Genomic DNA, 20,594 nt, shown 5'->3' with positions numbered 1-20,594 from the left:
GACTCTTAAAGGGCGGAAGCGGGGGCGAGGTCCTGGCGCTCGAGGGCGAGCGGCGTGGGTCCGGTCAATTTTACCCGTTCATGGGCGGCCAGGGACAGGGTGGCGCCCAGCACGTTCGGGCGGATCGGCAGTTCGCCGGCATCCAGGTCGAGCAGGCACACCAGCGTCACGCTGGCCGGGCGGCCGTAGTCGAACAGCTCGTTGAGGGCGGCGCGGATGGTGCGGCCGCTCATCAGCACGTCGTCTACCAGCACCAGGTGCTGGCCTTCGATCTCGAACGGCAGCTCCGAGGGGCGTACCTGCGGGTGCAGGCCGTTCTGGCTGAAGTCGTCGCGGTAGAACGAGACATCGAGGGTGCCCAGCGGGCTGTCGTTGCCCAGCTCTGCCTGCAGGGCCTGGGCCACCCACACACCGCCGGTGCGGATGCCGATGAAGCGCGGCTCGGTGATTGCACGACGGGCCAGGTGGGCGCGAAGGTCGACGGCCATCTGCCGGATCAGGTCGGCGGGATTGGGTAGGCTCATTGCGTGCTCCTCGGAAGGCGGGCGCCGGATCCAGCCGGCGGCAAAACGAATTTAAGTGTTGGCCTCCAGCCAGCCTTGCAGCAGCAGGGCGGCGGCGATGGCGTCGACCGGGTTGTCGCGGTAGCTGCCGTGGCGGCCGCCACGGGCCATCTGCTCGCCCTTGGCTTCGAAGGTGGTCAGGCGTTCGTCGTGGGTGTGCACGGGCAGGTTGAAGCGGCCATTGAGGCGGCGGGCGAACTTTTCGGCGCGCTCGCTCATGTCGCTGGGCGTGCCGTCCATGTTCAGCGGCAGCCCCACGACGATGGCGTCGGGTTTCCATTCCTTGATCAGCTTCTCGACCTGGTTCCAGTCCGGCACGCCGTTCTGGGCCTTGAGCACGCACAGTTCACGGGCCTGGCCGGTGATCACCTGGCCGACGGCCACGCCAATCTGTTTGCTGCCGTAGTCGAAGCCCAGCAGCAGGCGCAGTTCGGCCATCAGGCGTGGCCCGCCTGGCTGGTCAGCAGGCTGAGGTTGATCCCCAGGCTCGCGGCGGCGGCGCCCAGGCGCTGGTCGCTGGCCAGGCCGAAGATGATCTCGGGGTCGAACGGGCAGTTGAGCCAGGCGTTGTCGGCCAGCTCGGCCTCCAGCTGGCCGGCTTCCCAGCCGGCATAGCCGAGGGTGATCAGGCTCTTTTTCGGGCCCACGCCGGCGGCGATGGCCAGCAGCACGTCCTGCGAAGTGGTCAGCGACAGCCCTTCCAGCGCCACGGTGGCCTGGAAGCTGCACTCGTCGCTGTGCAGCACGAAGCCGCGGTCGGTCTGCACCGGGCCACCTTGATAGATGGGCACCTGTAGCGTGCTGGCGGGCGGCTGCTCGTCCGGGCGCAACTGCTCGAGGATGTCGGCCAGGTTCAGCTCCTGTGGGCGGTTGATCACCAGGCCCATGGCACCGTTGGCATTGTGCTCGACGATGTAGGTGAGGGTATGGGCAAAGTTCGGGTCGGCCATGTGCGGCATGGCGATCAGGAACTGGTGCTTGAGGTAGCTGGGGGCGAAGGTTTTCATGAGCGCTAGTGTGGCGCCAGGTGGTGAGGCTGGCAAGGTGGTCGAGCGCCGCTTATGCGGCGCATCGCGGTTGACGCAGGCATAGGTACGTTGCAAAAGATGTGTAGGAGCGGATTCATCCGCGATGCGCCGCGCGTGCGGCGCTCGATATCCGCACCACCACAAGATCCAGTCCCTTTACCGGCCTGGTCAATTGCTCGACAACCGGTCTCCACGGGCAAAGCGCCAGGTGCGAATGATCTCCAGCCGGTCGAACTCGGCCAGGTCGCCGGTGAACGGCGCGAACGGCGCCGCCAGGCGCACGATGCGCTGGGCCGCCTGGTCCAGCACCGGCTGGCCGGAGGACTCCAGCACCAGCACTTCATACAGCGAACCGTCGCGGTTGATCGACACCATCATCCGCAGGCTGCCGTACATCTGCTGGCGCCGTGCCTCTTCGGGGTAGTTGAGGTTGCCGATGCGCTCGACCTTCTTGCGCCACTCTTCCTTGTACCAGGCGCCCTTGTCGCGCATGGTCGAGGCCGCGTTGAGGCGGTGGATGCGCGGGCGCTTGGCGTACAGTTGCTGTTCGTTGGACAGCTCAGCCTCGAGGCTGGCGATCTGGCTGGACAACTGCGAGCTGTCGAAGTCCACCACTTTCGTGGCCTGCGCCGTTTGTGGCTTGTTTTCCTTCGGCTTGGGCTCGGCTTTCTGCGGCTTGGGCGCCTTCGTCGCGACCACGGATTTCTCCGGCGCCGGCGGCGTTTCCTCGCGGGCGGCGGGTGGCGGGGTGACCTTGTTGATCTTGCTGTCCTGGAACGGCGCCACTTCGGTGGTCTTGGGCACCGCCTTTTTTTCCAGGGTGCCGCTGCCCTGCTGGTTCTCCTGGGCCTGGAAATCGGCCTTCTCAGGCGCTTTTTCGCTTTTGAAGGTGGCCAGGGTGATGTCCATGGTGTGGCGGATTTCGGCCGGCTTGACCACGGTGAAGCCCACCCCCAGGATCAGCGCCAGGTGCACCAGGGCAGCCAGGAACAGGGTGAAGCCGAGCCGGTCCACCGGGCGGACGCGGGGTGGCAGCAGATCGGCGGGGATGTCGGCGGGCAGCGTCATCTGGTATCCAGCAACCGCGAAGCGGGGCAGCAGGTCGGGTGAAAAGGACCGGCATCATACCCCACTGCGCGTGTTTGCCGCGTGTCGGCGGTCAGCGCGCCTTCAGCTGGCGATCAATGGCGTCCATCAGCTTGCCGCCGATGTCGGTGTTGTAGGCGGCGTCTATCTCGCGGATGCAGGTCGGGCTGGTGACGTTGATTTCAGTGAGATGGTCGCCGATCACGTCCAAACCAACGAACAGCAGGCCCTTCGCGCGCAGGGTCGGGCCGACCTGGGCGGCGATCCAGCGGTCGCGTTCGCTCAATGGGCGGGCTTCGCCACGGCCGCCGGCGGCCAGGTTGCCGCGGGTCTCGCCGCTGGCCGGGATGCGCGCCAGGCAGTAGTCCACCGGCTCGCCGTCGATCATCAGGATGCGCTTGTCGCCGTCCTTGATCGCCGGCAGGTAGGCCTGGGCCATGATCTGCTGGGCGCCCAGCGCGGTCAGCGTTTCGAGGATTACCGACAGGTTGGGGTCGCCGACCCGGTGGCGGAAGATCGAGGTGCCGCCCATGCCGTCCAGTGGCTTGAGGATCACGTCACCGTGCTGGGCGGCGAATTCGCGAATGATGTCCGGGCGACGGCTGACCAAGGTCGGTGGCGTGCACTGCGGGAACAGCGTGGCGAACAGTTTTTCGTTGCAGTCGCGCAGGCTCTGCGGGCGGTTGACCACCAGCGCGCCGTCAGCCTCGGCCTGCTCCAGCAGGTAGGTGCTGTAGACGAACTCCATGTCGAAGGGCGGGTCCTTGCGCATCAGGATCACGTCAAGGTCGCCCAGCAGGTTGTCCTGCTCCTCGCCCAGCTCGAACCAGCGCGCCGGGTCGGCGAACACCTTCAGCGGGCGCATCCGCGCGCGGGCCTTGCCTTCGCCCTGGTACAGGTCGCGCTGCTCCATGTAGAACAGGCTCCAGCCGCGGGCCTGGGCGGCCAGCAGCATGGCCAGCGAGCTGTCCTTTTTATAGGAGATGGACGCGATGGGGTCCATGACAATCCCGAGGCGAACGCTCATGGGGTAATTCCTCTTGGCGGCGGGTGGCCGCGATGGCACGAAAAGAAAAGTGGCTCAGGGTGGCGCCGGGCGCGCCCGCGGTCAAGGGGCTGGCGGATGGAATGGCCCTCGGGACTGTGTTAAAAAGGCCCGATCCAGCGTCAAGCCGCAGGCCATGAGCTACAACAGTGAGGTGGCATGCACCGAACCGTTGTGTTCCTGCCGCTTGGAACGCGCGGCTTACCGCTCATCAATGTGGCGTTATTTATGGAACAACCCCTGAAGGTGATGGTGATCGACGACTCCCGCACGATCCGCCGCACCGCGCAGATGTTGCTCGGCGAGGCGGGCTGCGAGGTGATCACCGCCAGCGATGGTTTCGACGCCCTGGCGAAGATCATCGATCACAAGCCGCGGATCATCTTCGTCGATGTGCTCATGCCGCGCCTGGATGGCTACCAGACCTGCGCGGTGATCAAGCACAACAGCGAATTCAAGGACACCCCGGTGATCCTGCTCTCATCCCGCGACGGCCTGTTCGACAAGGCCCGCGGCCGGGTGGTCGGTTCCGACCAGTTCCTGACCAAACCGTTCAGCAAGGAAGAACTGCTCGATGCGATCCGCGCCCATGTGCCCGGTTTCGCCGTGCAAGACCAACCCGCACCCTGACGCCGCCAATACCGGCAGGGTTTCACGTTCCTCATGGGGAAACAGCATGGCCCGAGTTCTGATTGTCGACGATTCGCCGACAGAGTTGTACAAGCTGACCGCGATACTGGAAAAAAACGGCCATCAGGTGCTCAAGGCCGAAAATGGCGCCAATGGTGTAGCCCTGGCGCGCCAGGAGAAGCCGGACGTCGTCTTGATGGATATCGTCATGCCTATCCTCAACGGCTTCCAGGCGACCCGCCAGTTGGCCAAGGATCCGGCGACCAAAGCCATCCCAGTGGTGGTCATCACCGCGAAGGACCAGGAAACCGACCGTATCTGGGCCCAGCGCCAGGGTGCCCGTGACTTTCTGACCAAGCCCGTGGAAGAAGACGCCCTTATCGCCAAATTGAAAGAAGTGCTCGGCGCTTGACCACCCGGCCTCAGGGCGCGTCGCTGACCGCCTTCGAGCTGCTGCTGGATATCGACCGTCGTTGCCGCCTGCTGGTGGCCGACCAGCCACCGCAGGACACGCGTCTGCAGCAGTGGAGCGGCATCGGCTTTCGCATTGCCGGGCAGTGGTTCGTCGCCCCCATGGGCGAAGTCGCCGAGGTGCTGCGCGAGCCCCGCAGCAGCCGGGTCCCGGGCGTCCAGCCCTGGGTGCGTGGCGTGGCCAACCTGCGCGGGCGCCTGCTGCCGCTGATGGACCTGTGCGCCTTCTTCGGCCTGGGCCCGGCCGCCGCTGCCGGCAAGCAGCGGCGCGTGCTGGTGCTGGACCACGAGGAGCTGTTCGCCGGCCTGCTGGTGGACGAGGTGGTCGGCCTGCAGCACTTTGCCCTCAGCAGCCTGGAACTGTCGCCGCCGCAGCCGCTGATCCGCGCGGCCGCGCCTTTCGTGCAAGGGTATTTCCCCCGTGAACGCAACTGGGCGATCTTCAGCCCTTTCGCCCTGGCCCAGGCCCCGGGTTTTCTCGATGTGGCGTTGTAGAGGATTTTCGACGTGAACAAGCCCGGCCCCACCGTCGTCGCGCCGGCCGTTTCCCCGGCCGCCGTGGCCCAGCGCCCACGCAGCACCGCGCAGATCACCGTGCTGTTCGTGGTGCTGATCCTGTCGATCGTCCTGCTGTTCGCCAATTTCGCCTACCTCAATACCCAGGCCAACCACGACAAGCAGTACATCGGCCATGCCGGCGAGCTGCGCGTGCTGTCGCAGCGCATCGCCAAGAACGCCACCGAGGCGGCGGCGGGCAAGGCGCTGGCGTTCAAGCTGCTCAGCGATGCGCGCAACGACTTCGAGCGCCGCTGGAGCTACCTGCGCGAGGGCGACAAGACCACTGGCCTGCCGCCTGCGCCGGTCACGGTGCGCGACGAGATGGACGCGGTGCGCCAGGACTGGGAGAACCTGCGCAAGAATACCGACACCATCCTCGCCAGCGAGCAGACCGTGCTGTCGCTGCACCAGGTCGCGGCCACGCTGGCCGAGACCGTGCCGCAGTTGCAGGTCGAGTATGAAAAAGTGGTGGAGATCCTGCTGCAGAGCGGCGCCCCGGCCAACCAGGTGGCGGTGGCCCAGCGCCAGTTGTTGCTCGCCGAACGGATTCTTGGTTCGGTCAATACCGTGCTGGCCGGCGATGACACCTCGGTCCAGGCGGCCGACGCCTTCGGCCGCGACGCCAGCCGTTTCGGCCAGGTGCTCGAAGGCATGCTCGCCGGTAACCCGGCGATCCAGGTGACCCGGGTCGAGGACGCCGACGCCCGCGCGCGCCTGGCCGAGATCGCCGAGCTGTTCCAGTTCGTCGCCGGCTCCGTGGACGAGATCCTCGAGACCTCGCCCGAGTTGTTCCGTGTGCGCGAGGCGGCTGGCAACATCTTCAGCCTGTCGCAGACGCTGCTCGACGAAGCCTCGCACCTGGCCAACGGCTTCGAGAACCTGGCCGGCGGGCGTACCCTCGACACCGTCGGCGGCTATGCACTTGGCCTGCTGGCGCTGGCCTCGATCATCCTGATCGGCCTGGTGATGGTGCGCGCCACCAGTCGCCAGCTGCGCGAAACCGCCGAGAAGAACGAGCGCAACCAGCAGGCGATCATGCGCCTGCTCGATGAGATCGAGGAATTGGCCGACGGCGACCTTACCGTTACCGTGTCGGTCACCGAGGACTTCACCGGCGCCATCGCCGACTCGATCAACTATTCGGTCGACCAACTGCGCGACCTGGTCGCCACCATCAACCACAGTGCCGAGCAGGTGGCCGCGGCGGTACAGGACACGCAGAACACCGCGCGCCAGCTGGCCAAGGCCTCGGAGCACCAGGCCGAGCAGATCAGCGAGGCGTCGGAAGCGGTGGGCGACATGGTCGAGTCGATCGACCGGGTGTCGGCCCATGCCTACGAATCGGCCAAGGTCGCCGAGCGTTCGGTGGCCATCGCCAACAAGGGCAACGAGGTGGTGCACAACACCATCCATGGCATGGACAACATTCGCGAGCAGATCCAGGACACCGCCAAGCGGATCAAGCGCCTGGGTGAGTCTTCCCAGGAGATCGGCGACATCGTCAGCCTGATCGACGACATTGCCGAGCAGACCAACATCCTTGCCCTCAACGCCGCCATCCAGGCCTCGCTGGCCGGCGAGGCCGGGCGTGGCTTCGCCGTGGTCGCCGACGAGGTACAGCGCCTGGCCGAGCGCTCGTCCTCGGCCACCCGCCAGATCGAGGCGCTGGTGCGCACCATCCAGGCCGACACCAACGAAGCGGTGATCTCCATGGAGCAGACCACCGCCGAGGTGGTGCGCGGCGCGCGCCTGGCCCAGGACGCGGGCGTGGCCCTGGCCGAGATCGAGGGGGTGTCGCAGACCCTGGCCGACTTGATCCACAGCATCTCCGATGCGGCCCAGTTGCAGACCTCGTCCGCCGGGCAGATCTCTCACACCATGGCGGTGATCCAGCAGATCACCGCGCAGACCTCGGCCGGCTCCGGCGCCACCGCCGACAGCATCCGCCACCTTGCGCGCATGGCCAGCGAGATGCGCCGTTCGGTGTCCGGCTTCACCCTGCCCAAACCGGTCGAGCGTCAATGAAAGGGGCGAGTGTGATGGCCGGTACGCTCAGCGGCGCGCGGCACGACACCGTCGCCCTGGCCTGGACCAAGGCGCCGATCCTCGATTGCCTGGGCCAGGCACGCCAGGCCCTGGAGCGATTCACCGGCATGCCCGAGGATCTGTCGATCCTCGCGTTCTTCGTCGACAACCTGCACCAGGTGCACGGCTGCCTGCGCCTGCTCGAGCTGCAAGGCGCCACGCGTCTGGCCGAAGAGCTGGAACTGCTCGGGCGGGCCATGGCCGAGGGCCGGGTCAGCCCCCGCGGCGATTGCCTGGGGGCATTGTTCCGCGGCCTGGAGCAGTTGCCCCCGTACCTCGACCGCTTGCGTGGCGCACGGCACGACCTGCCATTGGTGGTGATGCCGCTGCTCAACCAGTTGCGTGTCTGCCGGGGCGCCGAGCCCCTGGCCCAGGGCAGCCTGCTGGGCGAGCTCGGCCAGCGCCTGGCGGGCGCCGAAGACCTGGCCAACCTCGACCTGTCGCTGGGCAACTGGCGGGAGCACATGCAGGCCGGCTCCGGTCGCGACGCACTGCGTTCGGTGGTGATGGCGTTGTGTGACGACCTGATGCGTATCAAGGAGCGCCTCGATCCGTTCGTCAGCGGCGAGCGACAGCCGCGCGAGCCTCTGGAGCACTTGCTGGCGCCTTTACGGCATGTGGCCGATACCCTGTCGGTGCTGGGTTTCCAGCAACCACGGCGGGTGATCATCGACCAGGTGCTGGCGTTGCAGGCCGTGGTCGAGCGGGACGATGGCGTGGACGAAGCGGTGCTGATGGACGTGGCTGGCGCGCTGCTCTACGTGGAAGCGACCCTGAACGGCATGGTCGGGCCGCTGGAGGAGACCGCGCCTGGCAACTTGCCGGGCTCGGACCTTGCGGAAATTCGCCAGCTGGTGCTCGGTGAAGCGCTCAACGTGCTGCAACAGGCCAAGGACCTGATCGGTGACTGCCTGGAGTCGGACTGGTCGCGCCAGCGCCTGCAGGCCCTGCCCGGGCTGTTGCACCAGGTGCGCGGCGCCCTGGCGATGCTGGCGCTGCCTGCGGCCGCCGAGGTGTTCGCAGGCTGTGCCGGGTATGTCCAGGGTTGGCTGGTGCACCTCGAGGAGGAGCCCCTGCCCGACGAGCTGGCGCACCTGGCCGACGCCCTCAGCGCCGGCGAGGCCTACTTGCAATGGCGCGTGGCCGACCCGTTGGCCGACGCCCAGCGGTTCATCGACATGGCCCATGCCAGCCTGGCCGCCCTGGGCGTGCAGTGCCAGCGAGTCGATGCCGGGCAGTCCATCGATGGCATCGACGATGAGTTGCGCGAAGTGTTCCTCGAGGAGGCCGCCGAACTGCTGCCGGAGATCGAGCGCCACTGGCTGCGCTGGCGTGCGGACAATGGCCTGCGCGAGCCGCTGGTCGAAGTGCGGCGGGCCTTGCACACGCTCAAGGGCAGTGGCCGCATGGTCCATGCCGAAGCCGTGGCGGAGCTGGCCTGGGGCGCCGAGCACCTGCTCAACCGCGTGCTGGAAGGGCGCATCGTGCTCAGCCCGGAGGGGCTGGTGGCCTTGCAGCAGGTGTTCGTGCGCCTGCCCGACCTGCTGGCCGATTTCGCGGCCAGCCAGCTGCCGGCTTCGGCCGAGATCGAACAGCTGGCGGGCCACCTGCATGCACTGGCACTCAACGATACGCCGGCCAGCGCCAGCATCGACGGGCTCGATCCGCACCTGCTGGAGATCTTCCGCAACGAGGCCCTGGGCCACCTGGCCGGGCTCGATGCCTTCCTGCAAGGCGCCGATGCGCAGGGCACGGTGGTCAGCGACAGCCTGCAGCGCGCCTTGCACACGCTCAAGGGCAGCGCCGCCATGGCCGGGGTGATGCCAGTAGCGGAGCTGGCCACCGCGCTTGACCGCCTGGTGCGTGAGTACAAAGGGCACCAGCTGTCGCTGCACATGGCCGAGATAGGATTGCTTGAGGCGGCCAATGCCTTGTTCCAGCTGGGCCTGGCCCAACTGGATAGCACGCCGCTGGCCGCCATTCCCGGTGCCGCGCAGTTGATCGAACAGGTCGGCCTGGCCGTCGACACCCGCCTGGCGCAGCAGCAGGACGACCCACATCAGCCACGGCGCAGCCGCCGCGACCCGCAGTTGATCAACAGTTTCCTGGCCCAGGGCATGGACACCCTGCTCGATGCCGAAGCGCTGCTGATGCATTGGCAGGCGCACCCGGGCGAGCGCCAGCCGCTGGAGACCTTGCTGGACGACATGACCACCCTTGGCCACAGCGCTCATCAGGCCGAACTGTGGCAGGTGGACGAAATCTGTGAAGGGCTGCTCGACCTGTACGGCGCGGTGGAGGAGGGCAGTCTGGCGGTCACGCCACGGTTGTTTGCCGTGGCACAGCAGGCCCATGAAGCGCTGCTCGACATGCTCGACGAGATTGCCGCCGGGCAAGACCTGGATGCCCGCCCGGAGTGCCTGGCGGCGTTGCGCGGCCTGTTGGACGATGCACTCGCCCCAGGGGCCATGGGTGTGGTTGGCGCCGAGCGAGTGACGCCGCTCCAGGGTTCAGGCGAACGGCCAGATCCTGCGGTGGTCGAGTTGTTCCTGGAAGAGGCGCGGGACATCCTCGACAGTGCCGACCAGGCTTTACAACAATGGAAGGCCGATCCGGACAGCGTCTCCGCGCTGTCGGCCCTGCAGCATGATGTGCTGACGCTCAAGGGCGGGGCGCAGATGGCCGCCATTGGCGCGGTGGAACTCCTTGCCCAGGAGCTGGCGCTGCTCTACGAAGGCCTGGTGGACCGCCGCCTGGGCGCCAGCGCGGTACTGTTCGACCTGCTCGAGCGCAGCCACGGCGCGCTGGCCGGGATGTTGCACAGCGTTGAGCAGGGCGAGGTACCCGCATCGGCGGTGGCGCTGCTCGGCGAATTGCGCGAGTTTCGCCATACCACGCCACCACCGGGCCAGGCAGAACCGCCCGAGGAACAGCCAGAGGCTGAAGGCGACAAGGAACTGCTGGAGGTCTTCCTCGAAGAGAGCTCCGACATCGTCGAGAGCGCCGCGCAATCGCTGGCCCTCTGGCAGGCCGACCCACGCAACACGGTCGAAGTGGAGAACCTGCTGCGCGACCTGCACACGCTCAAGGGCGGTGCACGAATGGTGGAGATCGCTGCCATCGGCGACCTCGCCCATGAACTGGAGTTTCTCTACGAGCTGCTGGCTGCCGGGCGCTTGCCGTCGACCCCGGCGCTGTTCAGCCTGCTGCAAAACTGTCACGACCGCCTGGCGCACATGCTCGACGCGGTACGCCTGGGGCAGCCGCTGCACGCTGCCACGGCGCTGATCGACTACATCCGTAACTTCTCCAGCGCCGCCTTGACCGACAGCGCCACCGGTCAGGCCCAGGCCGAGGTCGTCCCGGTCGAGGCGCCGACCGCGACCCCCGAGCGGGCTGCGGGGGACATGGTCAAGGTCGACGCTGAACTGCTCGACGACCTGGGCAACCTGGCCGGTGAGCACTCGGTGATCCGCGGGCGTATCGAGCAGCAGGTCAATGACGCCCAGTTCGCCCTGAACGAGATGGAGACCACGCTGGAGCGCATGCGCGACCAGCTGCTGCGCCTGGACATCGAGACACAAGGGCGGATCTCCAGCCGGCAGCAGTTCGAAGGCGATGCCTACGACGATTTCGACCCGCTGGAAATGGATCGTCATTCACAGTTGCAGCAGCTGTCCCGAGCCCTGTTCGAGTCGGCCTCGGACCTGCTCGACCTGAAGGAAACCCTGATGCAGCGCGCCCAGGAGGCGCACAGCCTTCTGCAGCAGCAGGCGCGGGTCAACAGCCAGTTGCAGGAGGGCTTGACCGCCACGCTCATGGTGCCGTTCGAGCGGCTGGTGCCGCGTTTGCAGCGGGTGGTGCGGCAGGTGGCCAGCGAGTTGGGCAAGCAGGTCGAGCTGGTGGTCGGCAACGCCGAGGGCGAGTTGGACCGTAGCGTGCTCGAACGCATGGTGGCGCCGCTGGAGCACATGCTGCGCAACGCCGTCGACCATGGTCTCGAAGCCCGCGAAGTGCGCTTGGCCGCCGGCAAGCCGGAGCAGGGCACCATCCACCTGAACCTGCTGCACGAGGGCGCCGACATCGTCATCGAAATGAGCGATGACGGTGCTGGTGTGCCGCTGCAAGCGGTGCGCGACAAAGCCATCAAGCGTGGGCTGCTCGACCCGCAGGCGCGCCTGAGCGACCACGAGATCCTGCAGTTCATCCTGCGCCCGGGGTTTTCCACGGCGGAGAAGATCACCCAGATCTCCGGGCGTGGCCTGGGGATGGACGTGGTTCATGAAGAGGTCAAGCAGCTGGGTGGCTCCATGAGCATCGAGTCCAGCCCTGGCAAGGGCGCGCGCTTCCTGATCCGCCTGCCGTTCACCGTGTCGATGAACCGGGCGCTGATGGTGCATCTGGGGGAGGAGCAGTACGCCATCCCGCTGAACACCATCGAAGGTATCGTCCGGGTGCCACCGGCCGAACTGGAGGCCTGCTATCGGCTCGATCCGCCGCGCTACTGCTATGCCGGGCACGACTACGCGCTGCGCTACCTGGGCGAGCTGGTACAGGGCGCTGGGCAACCCAGCCTGCTGGGCCAGAGCGTGCCATTGCCGGTGCTGCTCACCCACTCCCACGAGCAGTCGTTCGCCATCCAGGTCGACAACCTGTCGCCCAGTCGCGAGATCGTGGTCAAGAGCCTGGGGCCACAGTTCGCTGCCGTGCCTGGGTTGTCGGGCGCAACGTTGCTTGGCGACGGCCGGGTGGTGCTGATCCTCGACCTGCTCGGCCAGTTGCGCGGCCAGCAGCGTCGCCTGGCGCGCCTGCCGGGGGCGGCGGGCAACCCGCCTGGGCTGGTCGGGCCAACGCAACGACGGCCGCTGCTGGTGATGGTGGTGGACGACTCGGTGACCGTGCGCAAGGTCACCAGCCGCCTGCTCGAGCGCCACGGCATCAGCGTGCTGACCGCCAAGGATGGTGTCGATGCCATGGCCCTGCTCGAGGAGCACCGTCCGGATGTGCTGCTGCTGGACATCGAGATGCCGCGCATGGACGGTTTCGAGGTGGCTACCCGCATCCGCCGCGACGAACGTCTCAGGCAGTTGCCGATCATCATGATCACCTCGCGCACCGGGCAGAAGCACCGCGAGCGCGCGATGGCCATCGGCGTCAACGAGTACCTGGGCAAGCCTTACCAGGAATCGGTGCTGTTGCAGAGCATCGCCCATTGGAGTCAGAACCATGCTTGACCACATCGCCGGCCAGCGCAGCAGCCTGACCGGCCTGTTGCTGCCCCTGGGCGACCGCACGCTGGTGTTGCCCAACGTCGCGGTGGCCGAACTGATCGGCCACCCTGCGATCGCCTGCGAGCCCGGTGAGCCGACCTGGCACCTGGGCTGGGTCGACTGGCGCCAGCAGCGCCTGCCGCTGATCGGCTTCGAGACCGCCTGTGGCGGTCATACCCCGTCTGGCGAGCGGGCGCGGATCGTCGTGCTCAATGCGCTGGGCGATACTGGGCTACGTTACCTGGCGATGCTGCTGCAGGGGATTCCGCGTTCGTGCAAGCTCGACAGCCAGCTCAACTACGTGGATGTGCCGCTGGCCGGGCTGGAGCTGGCGGCGGTGCAGGTGGGCGAGCAGGTGGCGCGGGTGCCGGACCTGGCGGGGCTGGAGCGGTTGGTGCGTGACGCCGAACTGCAATCAGCGGCCAATTAGAATGGACCGGTTCGTCGGCAAGCCGGCTCCTGCGGCAAACCCGTCGCCCCTGCAGGAGCCGGCTTGCCGGCGAACCGGTCGCAAGGCAGTCTCTTTCAGAACCCGCACCGCCTCAGGAGGTCTGTGCCTGCATGTACCATGGTGAACGTTTCAACGCCTGGACCCACCTGGTCGGTGCGGTACTGGCCTGCATTGGCGCGGTCTGGCTGATCGTCGTGGCCGGGCTCCAGGGCGACCCCTGGAAGATCGTCAGCTTTTCCATCTACGGCTTCACGCTGCTGCTGCTCTACAGCATCTCCACCCTCTACCACAGCACCCGTGGGCGAGCGAAGCAGGTCATGCGCAAGCTCGACCACCTGTCGATCTACCTGCTGATCGCCGGCAGCTACACCCCGTTCTGCCTGGTCAGCCTGCGCGGGCCCTGGGGCTGGAGCCTGTTCGGGGTGGTCTGGGGGCTGGCGGTGATCGGCATGCTGCAGGAGATCAAGCCGCGCTCTGAAGCGCGGATCCTGTCGATCGTCATCTATGCGGTGATGGGCTGGATCGTGCTGGTGGCGGTCAAGCCATTGCTGTCCAGCCTGGGGGCCGCAGGTTTTGCCTGGCTGGCGGCCGGCGGTGTGTTCTACACCGTCGGCATCGTCTTCTTCGCCTTCGACAGCCGCTTCCGCCACTGGCATGGCATCTGGCACCTGTTCGTGATCGCCGGGAGCCTGATGCACTTCGTCGCGGTGTACCTCTACGTGCGCTAGAAGTCGCCCCACAGTTGCTGCGCCACCGACAGCGCCACCACCGGAGCGGTCTCGGTGCGCAGCACCCGCGGGCCAAGGCGGGCGGCATGGAAGCCGGCGGCCTTGGCCTGCTCGACCTCAGCTTCGTTGAGGCCGCCTTCGGGGCCGATCAGGAAGGCCAGGCGGGCGGGCTTTGCGTGGCTGGTCAGCGGCGCCGCCACCGGGTGCAGGACCAGCTTGAGGTCGGCGTCGCTGCCCTTGATCCATTCGGCCAGGGTGACCGGTGGGTGGATGACCGGCACACTCGAGCGCCCGCACTGCTCGCAGGCGCTGATCGCCACCTGGCGCCAATGGGCCAGGCGCTTGTCGGCGCGCTCGTCTTTCAGGCGTACTTCGCAGCGCTCGCTGACGATCGGGGTGATTTCGTTGACGCCCAGTTCGGTGGCTTTCTGGATTGCCCAGTCCATGCGCTCGCCGCGGGACAGGCCCTGGCCGAGGTGGATGTGCAGGGGCGATTCGGCCTGGCCGGGGAGGGCCTGTTCGAGGCTGACGCGCACGGTTTTCTTGCCCACCTCGAGCAATTGGCCGAGGTATTCCTGGCCGCTGCCGTCGAACAACTGCACGGCGTCGCCGGGGGCCATGCGCAGCACGCGGCCGATGTAGTGGGCCTGGGCTTCGGGGAGCTCGTGCTCGCCGAGGCCAAGCGGGGCGTCGATGAAGAAGCGGGAGAGTCTCATGGTTCTACTCGGAATCTGATGGAGGCATCGTCACTTTGTAGGAGCGGCCTTGAGCCGCGAAAGGGCTGCGAAGCAGCCCCAGGTTTTCAGCTTCGCAGCGGAAACTGCCGGGGCCGCTTCGCAGCCCTTTCGCGGCACAAGGCCGCTCCTACAGGGACCGGGTGAAGGCATGGGGCCTAGCCCGGATCGCGAAAATCGGGGTGGAAATTCGCCGGTACCGCCACGCTGACACTGTCACGGGTGGCGATGTCGATCCCTTCGCTGGCCACCTCGGCCAGGAAGTCGATCTGTTCCGGGGTGATCACGTAGGGCGGCAGGAAATACACCACGCTGCCCAGCGGGCGCAATAGCGCGCCACGGCCCAGGGCGTGCTCGAACACCTTCAGGCCACGACGCTCCTGCCAGGGGAAGGCGACCTTGCCGGCCTTGTCCTTGACCATCTCGATGGCCAGGGCCATGCCCGTCTGGCGGACTTCGGCGACGTGAGCGTGGTCGGCCAGGTGGGCGGTGGCGCTGGCCATGCGCGCCGACAAGGCCTTGTTGGCTTCGATCACGTTGTCCTGGGCGAAGATGTCCAGGGTCGCCAACGCCGCGGCGCAAGCCAGCGGGTTGCCGGTGTAGCTGTGCGAATGGAGGAAGGCGCGCAGGGTCGGGTAGTCGTCGTAGAAGGCCTGGTACACCTTGTCGGTGGTCAGGCAGGCGGCCAGCGGCAGGTAACCACCGGTCAAGGCCTTGGACAGGCACAGGAAATCCGGGCGGATGCCGGCCTGCTCGCAGGCGAACATCGTCCCGGTGCGGCCGAAGCCCACGGCGATTTCGTCGTGGATCAGGTGCACGTCGTAGCGGTCGCAGGCCTCGCGCAGCAGCTTGAGGTACACCGGGTGGTACATGCGCATGCCGCCAGCACCCTGGATCAGCGGCTCGACGATCACCGCGGCGATTCTGGCGTGTTGCTCGGCCAGCGTCTGCTCCATGACCGCGAACATGTTCCTCGAGTGTTCTTCCCAGCCCATGCCTTCGGGGCGCAGGTAGCAGTCCGGGCTGGGCACCTTGATCGTGTCCAGCAGCAGGGCCTTGTAAGTCTCGGTGAACAGCGGCACATCGCCCACCGACATGGCGGCGATGGTCTCGCCATGGTAGCTGTTGGTCAGGGTGACGAAGCGCTTCTTCTGGGGTTTGCCGGTGTTCTGCCAGTAGTGGAAGCTCATCTTCAGCGCCACTTCGATGCACGACGAGCCGTTGTCGGCGTAGAACACCCGATCGAGGCCGGCCGGGGTCATGGCCACCAGGCGCTCGGACAGTTCGATCACCGGCTGGTGGCTGAAACCGGCGAGAATCACGTGCTCCAGCTGGTCGACCTGGTCCTTGATGCGCTGGTTGATGCGCGGGTTGGCGTGGCCGAACACATTGACCCACCAGGAACTGACCGCGTCCAGGTAGCGCTTGCCCTCGAAGTCCTCGAGCCATACGCCTTCGCCGCGACGGATCGGGATCAGTGGCAGCTGCTCGTGGTCTTTCATCTGGGTGCAGGGGTGCCACAGGACCTTCAGGTCGCGTTGCATCCACTGATCGTTGAGGCCCATGGGCACTTCTCCTGGCATTGCGGCTTGGTTGGACCGCGTAAGCCTAAGCAATGCGACAGGGCAGGACAACCTCGGGGCTCAATGACGGCGGACGGGCGTCCACTTCAGGTTGCGGATATGCAGCTGTGCGTGCTGCGAGGTCGACAGGGTCAGGCGGCGCAGCGGCCCTGGCAGCATCTGCCACCTGGGCTCGGTGGCGTAGGCCCCGGGAACGCTGTCGATGGAAAAGTCTTCGGCGAGGGTCAGCCAGAAGAAATGGCCAGGCTCGTCGGGCCGGCCAGCCTGGTTAGGGCGCTCGATCTCGAGCAGGGTCTGGGGGCACTGGTCGGCGTCGTCACAGACCGCGTAGAACTCGATGGCCAGGCTGTCGACCTCGCGGGCAAAGCTGATTTCGACATCGCATTGGCTACCAATGATCAGCTCGGTATCCATTTGCCCGGCAGATGACCAGAAGCCTGTGCACAACGATCCGTTGGACCTGATCTGCAGGCCTGACGCGGTGCGCCAGGGCCGTCTTTGCTCGAGCAACTGGGGGGACACGCTGGCGAATCGCTTCTGATAGATCATCGCGCCTCCTGGCCGGCGAATGGGGCCAGGGCGAGCATCGACCACACGATGCCCGATGGGCAACTGACAAAATTACCAGTTGCCAAAAGCACTTGATGGCACTGCGGTGGCAGGGTGGGCAGAGGTGACGTATTCTTAACGCATCTGCCCCGGGGGGCGTTCCCCTCCTTTTTCCCTAATAACCCTCTTACCGGAGTTCGCCATCATGGCTGCTGCTTGGGTGCGCCTGTGCGCGTTTGTATTGATTGGGGTGTCCAGCGGTGTGACGCTGGCCAAAGACAAGACTGCGATCGTTGTCGGCGGCGGCCTGGCTGGCCTGACCGCTGCCTACGAGCTGCAAGGCAAGGGCTGGCAGGTCACCCTGCTGGAAGCCAAGCCGGGCATGGGTGGGCGTTCGGGCCTGGCCACCAGCGAGTGGATCGGCAACAGCAAGACCCAGCCGGTGCTCAACCAGTACCTGGAACAGTTCAAGGTCGGTACGTTGCCGGCGCCTGAGTTCGTCCGCACCCCCGGTTACCTGATCGATGGCGAGTACTTCAGCGCCGCCGACCTTACCGCCAGGCAGCCGGCCACCGCAGAGGCGCTCAAGCGCTACGAGAAGACCCTCGACGACCTGGCGCGTTCGATCGATGACCCGCTCAACCCGGCGGGCAACAGCACGTTGTTCGCCCTGGACCAGATGAATGTGTCCACCTGGCTCGACAAGCTGCAACTGCCGGCGACCGCCCGTCAGTTGGTCAACCAGCAGATTCGCACCCGCTACGACGAACCGTCGCGCCTTTCGCTGCTGTACTTCGCCCAGCAGAACCGCGTCTACCGCAACATCAGCGACCGTGACCTGCGCGCCGCGCGCCTGCCGGGGGGCAGCCCGGTGCTGGCCCAGGCCTTCGTCAAGCAACTGAAGACCATCAAGACCAGCTCGCCGGTCACCTCCATCGTCCAGGACAAGGACGGGGTGACGGTCAAGGTCGGCAGCGTCGGCTACCAGGCCGACTATCTGGTGATGGCCGTGCCCCTGCGCGCCCTGGCCAAGATCCAGATGACCCCGGGCCTGGACAACCAGCACCTGGCTGCGCTCAAGGGCACCAACTACGGCTGGCGCGACCAACTGATGCTCAAGTTCAAGAACCCGGTCTGGGAAAGCCGTGCGCGCATGTCCGGCGAGATCTTCAGCAATGCCGGCCTGGGCATGCTGTGGATCGAACCGGCGCTCAAGGGCGGGGCCAATGTGGTGATCAACCTGTCCGGTGACAATGCGCGCCTGCTGCAGGCGTTCGGCGACAAGCAGATGGTCGACCAGGTGCTGATTCGCCTGCATGCGTTCTACCCGCAAGCCCGTGGCGCGTTCACTGGCTACGAAGTACGCCGCTACAGCACCGATGCCGGTACCGGTGGCGCCTACCTGGCCTACGGCCCAGGCCAGATCAGCAAGTACTGGCGCCTGTGGGAGCGCCCGGTGCAGCGCATCACCTTTGCCGGTGAGCACACCGACGCGCTCTATCCCGGCACCCTGGAAGGCGCCCTGCGCAGTGGCCAGCGTGCCGCCAGCCAGGTGCAGGATCTGGCGGCAGGCAAGTCGTTCGACCCGGTCAAGGCAGCGCCAGTGGCCGCTGCTGCTGCAGTGGGCGCCGTTGCGGCCAAGGACAAGGGTGGTTTCTTCGCCAACCTGTTCGGCGGTTCCTCCGACAAGTCGCAGCCGGCACCAGCCAAGGCCGAGCCGGTCAAGACCGAAGCCGCCGCGCAGGACAAGCCAGGCTTCTTCTCTCGTCTGTTCGGTGGTGACGAAAAGCCGCAAGCCAAGGTTGCACCGGTTGCCAAGGCTGAAGAGGCGGCACCGGCGCCAGCCTCTGTCCAGGCTCCTGCTCCGGCAGCCCCGGTGATCGAGGCCAAGCAAGAGCCTGTCAAACCGGCCGCCACCAAGCCGGCCCCGGCTAAAGCGGCCGCCAAGCCTGCGGCCAAGCAGGCAGCGCACAAGCCTGCGACCAAACCTGAGCCGGTGAAGAAGGCCACGGCCAAGTCCGAGCCTGCGAAAAAGCCAGTGGTGAATAGCCAGGCCAACGCGAACTGATACCTGGTGCTTCGCCGGCAAGCCGGCTCCTACGCAGGAGCCGGCTTGCCGGCGAACTTTTGACGCCTCGACCCTCCAGCATTGGCAGCCTCCCTCGCAACGTCTATCGTTAATGTTTCCTTAATGGGAAGGTTGCAGACTAAATATCGGATTTTTCGATTATCCGAAGCAATTTTTTCCGCTTTTCTTCGATACGTTACGCGCTAGTCTGTGCACAGCTTTCACGGGGAAATACGCCAATATGCAACTGCGCAACTCATCTTCTCGCTATGGCCTGGTCAGCATCGTCCTGCACTGGGGCGTGGCGTTGGCGGTCTTCGGCCTGTTCGGCCTGGGGCTGTGGATGGTCGGCCTGGATTACTACAGCCCCTGGCGCAAATCCGGCCCCGACCTGCACAAGAGCATTGGCCTGGTGCTGCTGGCTGCCATGCTGCTGCGCGTGATCTGGCGTTTCGTCAGCCCGCCGCCACCGGCACCGGCCAGCCATGGCAAGGTGACCCGCCTGGCCGCCAAGCTAGGCCACCTGGCGCTGTACCTGGGGTTGTTCGCGGTGATGATCGCGGGCTACCTGATCTCCACCGCCGATGGTGTCGGCATTCCGGTGTTCGACCTGTTCGAGGTGCCGGCGCTGGTCAGCGACCTGCCCGACCAGGCTGATACCGCCGGGGTGATCCACCTGTGGCTGGCATGGGGGCTGGTGATCTTCGCCGTCCTGCATGCACTGGCGGCACTCAAGCACCATTTCATCGACCGTGACGCGACCCTGACCCGTATGTTGGGCCGCAAAGCTTGACCCTCACCCTCAATTGCAATGGAAGGAACGTAAGGATGTTGAAAAAGACTTTTGCCGCCCTGGCGCTCGGTACCGCCCTGATTTCCGCCGGCCAGGCCATGGCTGCCGAGTACAAGATCGACAAGGAAGGCCAGCACGCGTTCGTCGACTGGAAGATCAGCCACCTGGGCTACAGCTTCATCCACGGTACCTTCAAGGATTTCGACGGTAACTTCACCTGGGACAGCGCCAAGCCCGAGGCCAGCAAGATCAGCGTCGACCTGAAGACTGCCAGCCTGTGGTCGAACCACGCCGAGCGTGACAAGCACATTGCCAGCAAAGACTTCCTGGATGTGAAGAAGTACCCGGAAGCCAAGTTCGTCTCCACCAGCGTCAAGTCCACTGGCGACAAGACCGCTGATGTGACTGGCGACCTGACCATGCACGGCGTGACCAAGCCGGTCACCTTCAAGGCTGTGTTCAATGGCGAAGGCAAGGACCCGTGGGGCGGCGAACGTGCCGGCTTCAACGCCACCACCACCCTGAACCTGAACGACTTCGGCATCAAGGGGCCGGGCGCTACTTCGCAGACCCTGGACCTGGACATCAGCGTCGAAGGCGTGAAGCAGAAGTAATCAGTTGCACCCACAAAAACGCCGCCCAATGGGCGGCGTTTTTGTTTATGTACAGTACCGGTTCGCCGGCAAGCCGGCTCCTACGATGATCCGTGCAGGAGCCGGCTTGCCGGCGAACAGGCCTCAACCCTTGCGGGTCAGCAGAGCCGGGCGCTCACCCCGTGGGCGGCTTGGCAGGTCGTCCAGCTGCTCGGGCGTCGGATAACGGTCAAGCTTGGATTCCTTGCGAATGATCACCGGCGCATTCTGCGGCTCGCGCGGGTTACGCACGGCCGGTTCCTGGCGCGTCGTGTCGTCGCGGCGGTTGCGGCCGCCGTTGTTGTCGCGACGAGCACCGC

The 20,594-nt window shown here is 66.1% G+C and carries 18 protein-coding genes and 1 pseudogene; 10 read left to right on the top strand and 9 right to left on the bottom strand.

The genetic code is table 11. From position 1 onward, the window contains the following. Positions 1-5: 5 nt before the first annotated feature. The 5 genes from pyrR to gshB form a co-directional block, all read right to left on the bottom strand. A complete protein-coding gene (gene pyrR / locus P5705_RS05680) occupies positions 6-524 on the bottom strand; it encodes a bifunctional pyr operon transcriptional regulator/uracil phosphoribosyltransferase PyrR (RefSeq protein WP_277459931.1) in 519 nt (172 codons plus the stop codon). Positions 525-575: 51 nt separating this feature from the next. After that, positions 576-1,001: a Holliday junction resolvase RuvX gene (ruvX, locus tag P5705_RS05675; protein ID WP_023378332.1), complete on the bottom strand. Its 426-nt coding sequence runs from the start codon at positions 999-1,001 to the stop codon at positions 576-578. Further along, positions 1,001-1,570 carry a YqgE/AlgH family protein gene (locus P5705_RS05670; RefSeq protein WP_277459930.1) on the bottom strand — a complete coding sequence of 190 codons (570 nt, stop codon included), beginning with the start codon at positions 1,568-1,570 and terminating at the stop codon, positions 1,001-1,003. Before P5705_RS05670 ends, ruvX begins: the two co-directional genes overlap by 1 nt. A 189-nt stretch (positions 1,571-1,759) precedes the next feature. Continuing rightward, positions 1,760-2,659, bottom strand: coding sequence for an energy transducer TonB (locus tag P5705_RS05665; RefSeq protein WP_277459929.1), 900 nt, complete (start codon positions 2,657-2,659; stop codon positions 1,760-1,762). A 91-nt stretch (positions 2,660-2,750) separates the two neighbouring features. Then, entirely contained in the window at positions 2,751-3,704 is a 954-nt protein-coding gene (gshB, locus tag P5705_RS05660) for a glutathione synthase (protein ID WP_277459928.1), read from the bottom strand. 246 nt (positions 3,705-3,950) lie between these two features. Between gshB and pilG the strand changes: the two genes are divergently transcribed. From pilG to trhA, 7 genes are all read left to right on the top strand, one after another. Beyond that, the gene (gene pilG, locus P5705_RS05655) at positions 3,951-4,352 is read left to right on the top strand and encodes a twitching motility response regulator PilG (protein WP_044488517.1); all 402 of its coding nucleotides are present in this window, start codon (positions 3,951-3,953) and stop codon (positions 4,350-4,352) included. A gap of 46 nt (positions 4,353-4,398) precedes the next feature. After that, the gene (gene pilH / locus P5705_RS05650; protein ID WP_240066996.1) at positions 4,399-4,764 is read left to right on the top strand and encodes a twitching motility response regulator PilH; all 366 of its coding nucleotides are present in this window, start codon (positions 4,399-4,401) and stop codon (positions 4,762-4,764) included. Next, positions 4,761-5,318 carry a chemotaxis protein CheW gene (locus P5705_RS05645; protein ID WP_011536046.1) on the top strand — a complete coding sequence of 186 codons (558 nt, stop codon included), beginning with the start codon at positions 4,761-4,763 and terminating at the stop codon, positions 5,316-5,318. The genes pilH and P5705_RS05645 overlap by 4 nt, the downstream gene beginning before the upstream one ends. Before the next feature lie 63 nt (positions 5,319-5,381). Next, positions 5,382-7,406 carry a methyl-accepting chemotaxis protein gene (locus tag P5705_RS05640; RefSeq protein ID WP_277460002.1) on the top strand — a complete coding sequence of 675 codons (2,025 nt, stop codon included), beginning with the start codon at positions 5,382-5,384 and terminating at the stop codon, positions 7,404-7,406. Continuing rightward, the gene (locus P5705_RS05635) at positions 7,403-12,700 is read left to right on the top strand and encodes a hybrid sensor histidine kinase/response regulator (RefSeq protein WP_277459927.1); all 5,298 of its coding nucleotides are present in this window, start codon (positions 7,403-7,405) and stop codon (positions 12,698-12,700) included. The genes P5705_RS05640 and P5705_RS05635 overlap by 4 nt, the downstream gene beginning before the upstream one ends. Further along, positions 12,693-13,166: a chemotaxis protein CheW gene (locus tag P5705_RS05630; RefSeq protein ID WP_277459926.1), complete on the top strand. Its 474-nt coding sequence runs from the start codon at positions 12,693-12,695 to the stop codon at positions 13,164-13,166. The genes P5705_RS05635 and P5705_RS05630 overlap by 8 nt, the downstream gene beginning before the upstream one ends. 131 nt (positions 13,167-13,297) lie before the next feature. Further along, a complete protein-coding gene (gene trhA, locus P5705_RS05625) occupies positions 13,298-13,915 on the top strand; it encodes a PAQR family membrane homeostasis protein TrhA (RefSeq protein WP_277459925.1) in 618 nt (205 codons plus the stop codon). Here trhA and P5705_RS05620 read toward each other — a convergent pair. From P5705_RS05620 to P5705_RS05610, 3 genes are all read right to left on the bottom strand, one after another. Next, a complete protein-coding gene (locus tag P5705_RS05620) occupies positions 13,912-14,631 on the bottom strand; it encodes a 16S rRNA (uracil(1498)-N(3))-methyltransferase (RefSeq protein WP_277459924.1) in 720 nt (239 codons plus the stop codon). The genes trhA and P5705_RS05620 overlap by 4 nt on opposite strands. Before the next feature lie 176 nt (positions 14,632-14,807). Then, positions 14,808-16,214 (bottom strand): adenosylmethionine--8-amino-7-oxononanoate transaminase, encoded by a 1,407-nt coding sequence (locus P5705_RS05615; protein WP_277459923.1) that lies wholly within the window; start codon positions 16,212-16,214, stop codon positions 14,808-14,810. A 78-nt stretch (positions 16,215-16,292) separates the two neighbouring features. Then, a complete protein-coding gene (locus tag P5705_RS05610; RefSeq protein ID WP_277459922.1) occupies positions 16,293-16,781 on the bottom strand; it encodes a hypothetical protein in 489 nt (162 codons plus the stop codon). 205 nt (positions 16,782-16,986) lie between these two features. Here P5705_RS05610 and P5705_RS05605 point away from each other — a divergent pair, with 205 nt between their 5' ends. The 3 genes from P5705_RS05605 (at position 16,987) to P5705_RS05595 (ending at position 20,256) form a co-directional block, all read left to right on the top strand. After that, complete coding sequence (locus tag P5705_RS05605; protein WP_277459921.1) at positions 16,987-18,849, top strand: flavin monoamine oxidase family protein; 1,863 nt, start codon at positions 16,987-16,989, stop codon at positions 18,847-18,849. Between the two features lie 241 nt (positions 18,850-19,090). Beyond that, the gene (locus P5705_RS05600) at positions 19,091-19,642 is read left to right on the top strand and encodes a cytochrome b (RefSeq protein WP_277459920.1); all 552 of its coding nucleotides are present in this window, start codon (positions 19,091-19,093) and stop codon (positions 19,640-19,642) included. 35 nt (positions 19,643-19,677) lie between these two features. Further along, on the top strand, positions 19,678-20,256 hold the full coding sequence (locus P5705_RS05595) for a YceI family protein (protein WP_011536036.1): 579 nt from the start codon (positions 19,678-19,680) through the stop codon (positions 20,254-20,256). A gap of 123 nt (positions 20,257-20,379) precedes the next feature. On the opposite strand, the pseudogene P5705_RS05590 reads toward P5705_RS05595, so the two are convergent. Then, a pseudogene (locus tag P5705_RS05590) lies at positions 20,380-20,594 on the bottom strand (DEAD/DEAH box helicase); the annotation flags it as partial.

This window comes from Pseudomonas entomophila (assembly GCF_029478665.1).
In the GTDB taxonomy this organism is placed as follows: Bacteria; Pseudomonadota; Gammaproteobacteria; order Pseudomonadales; family Pseudomonadaceae; genus Aquipseudomonas; species Aquipseudomonas entomophila_F.
This window is presented reverse-complemented; position numbering and strand designations above follow the sequence as displayed.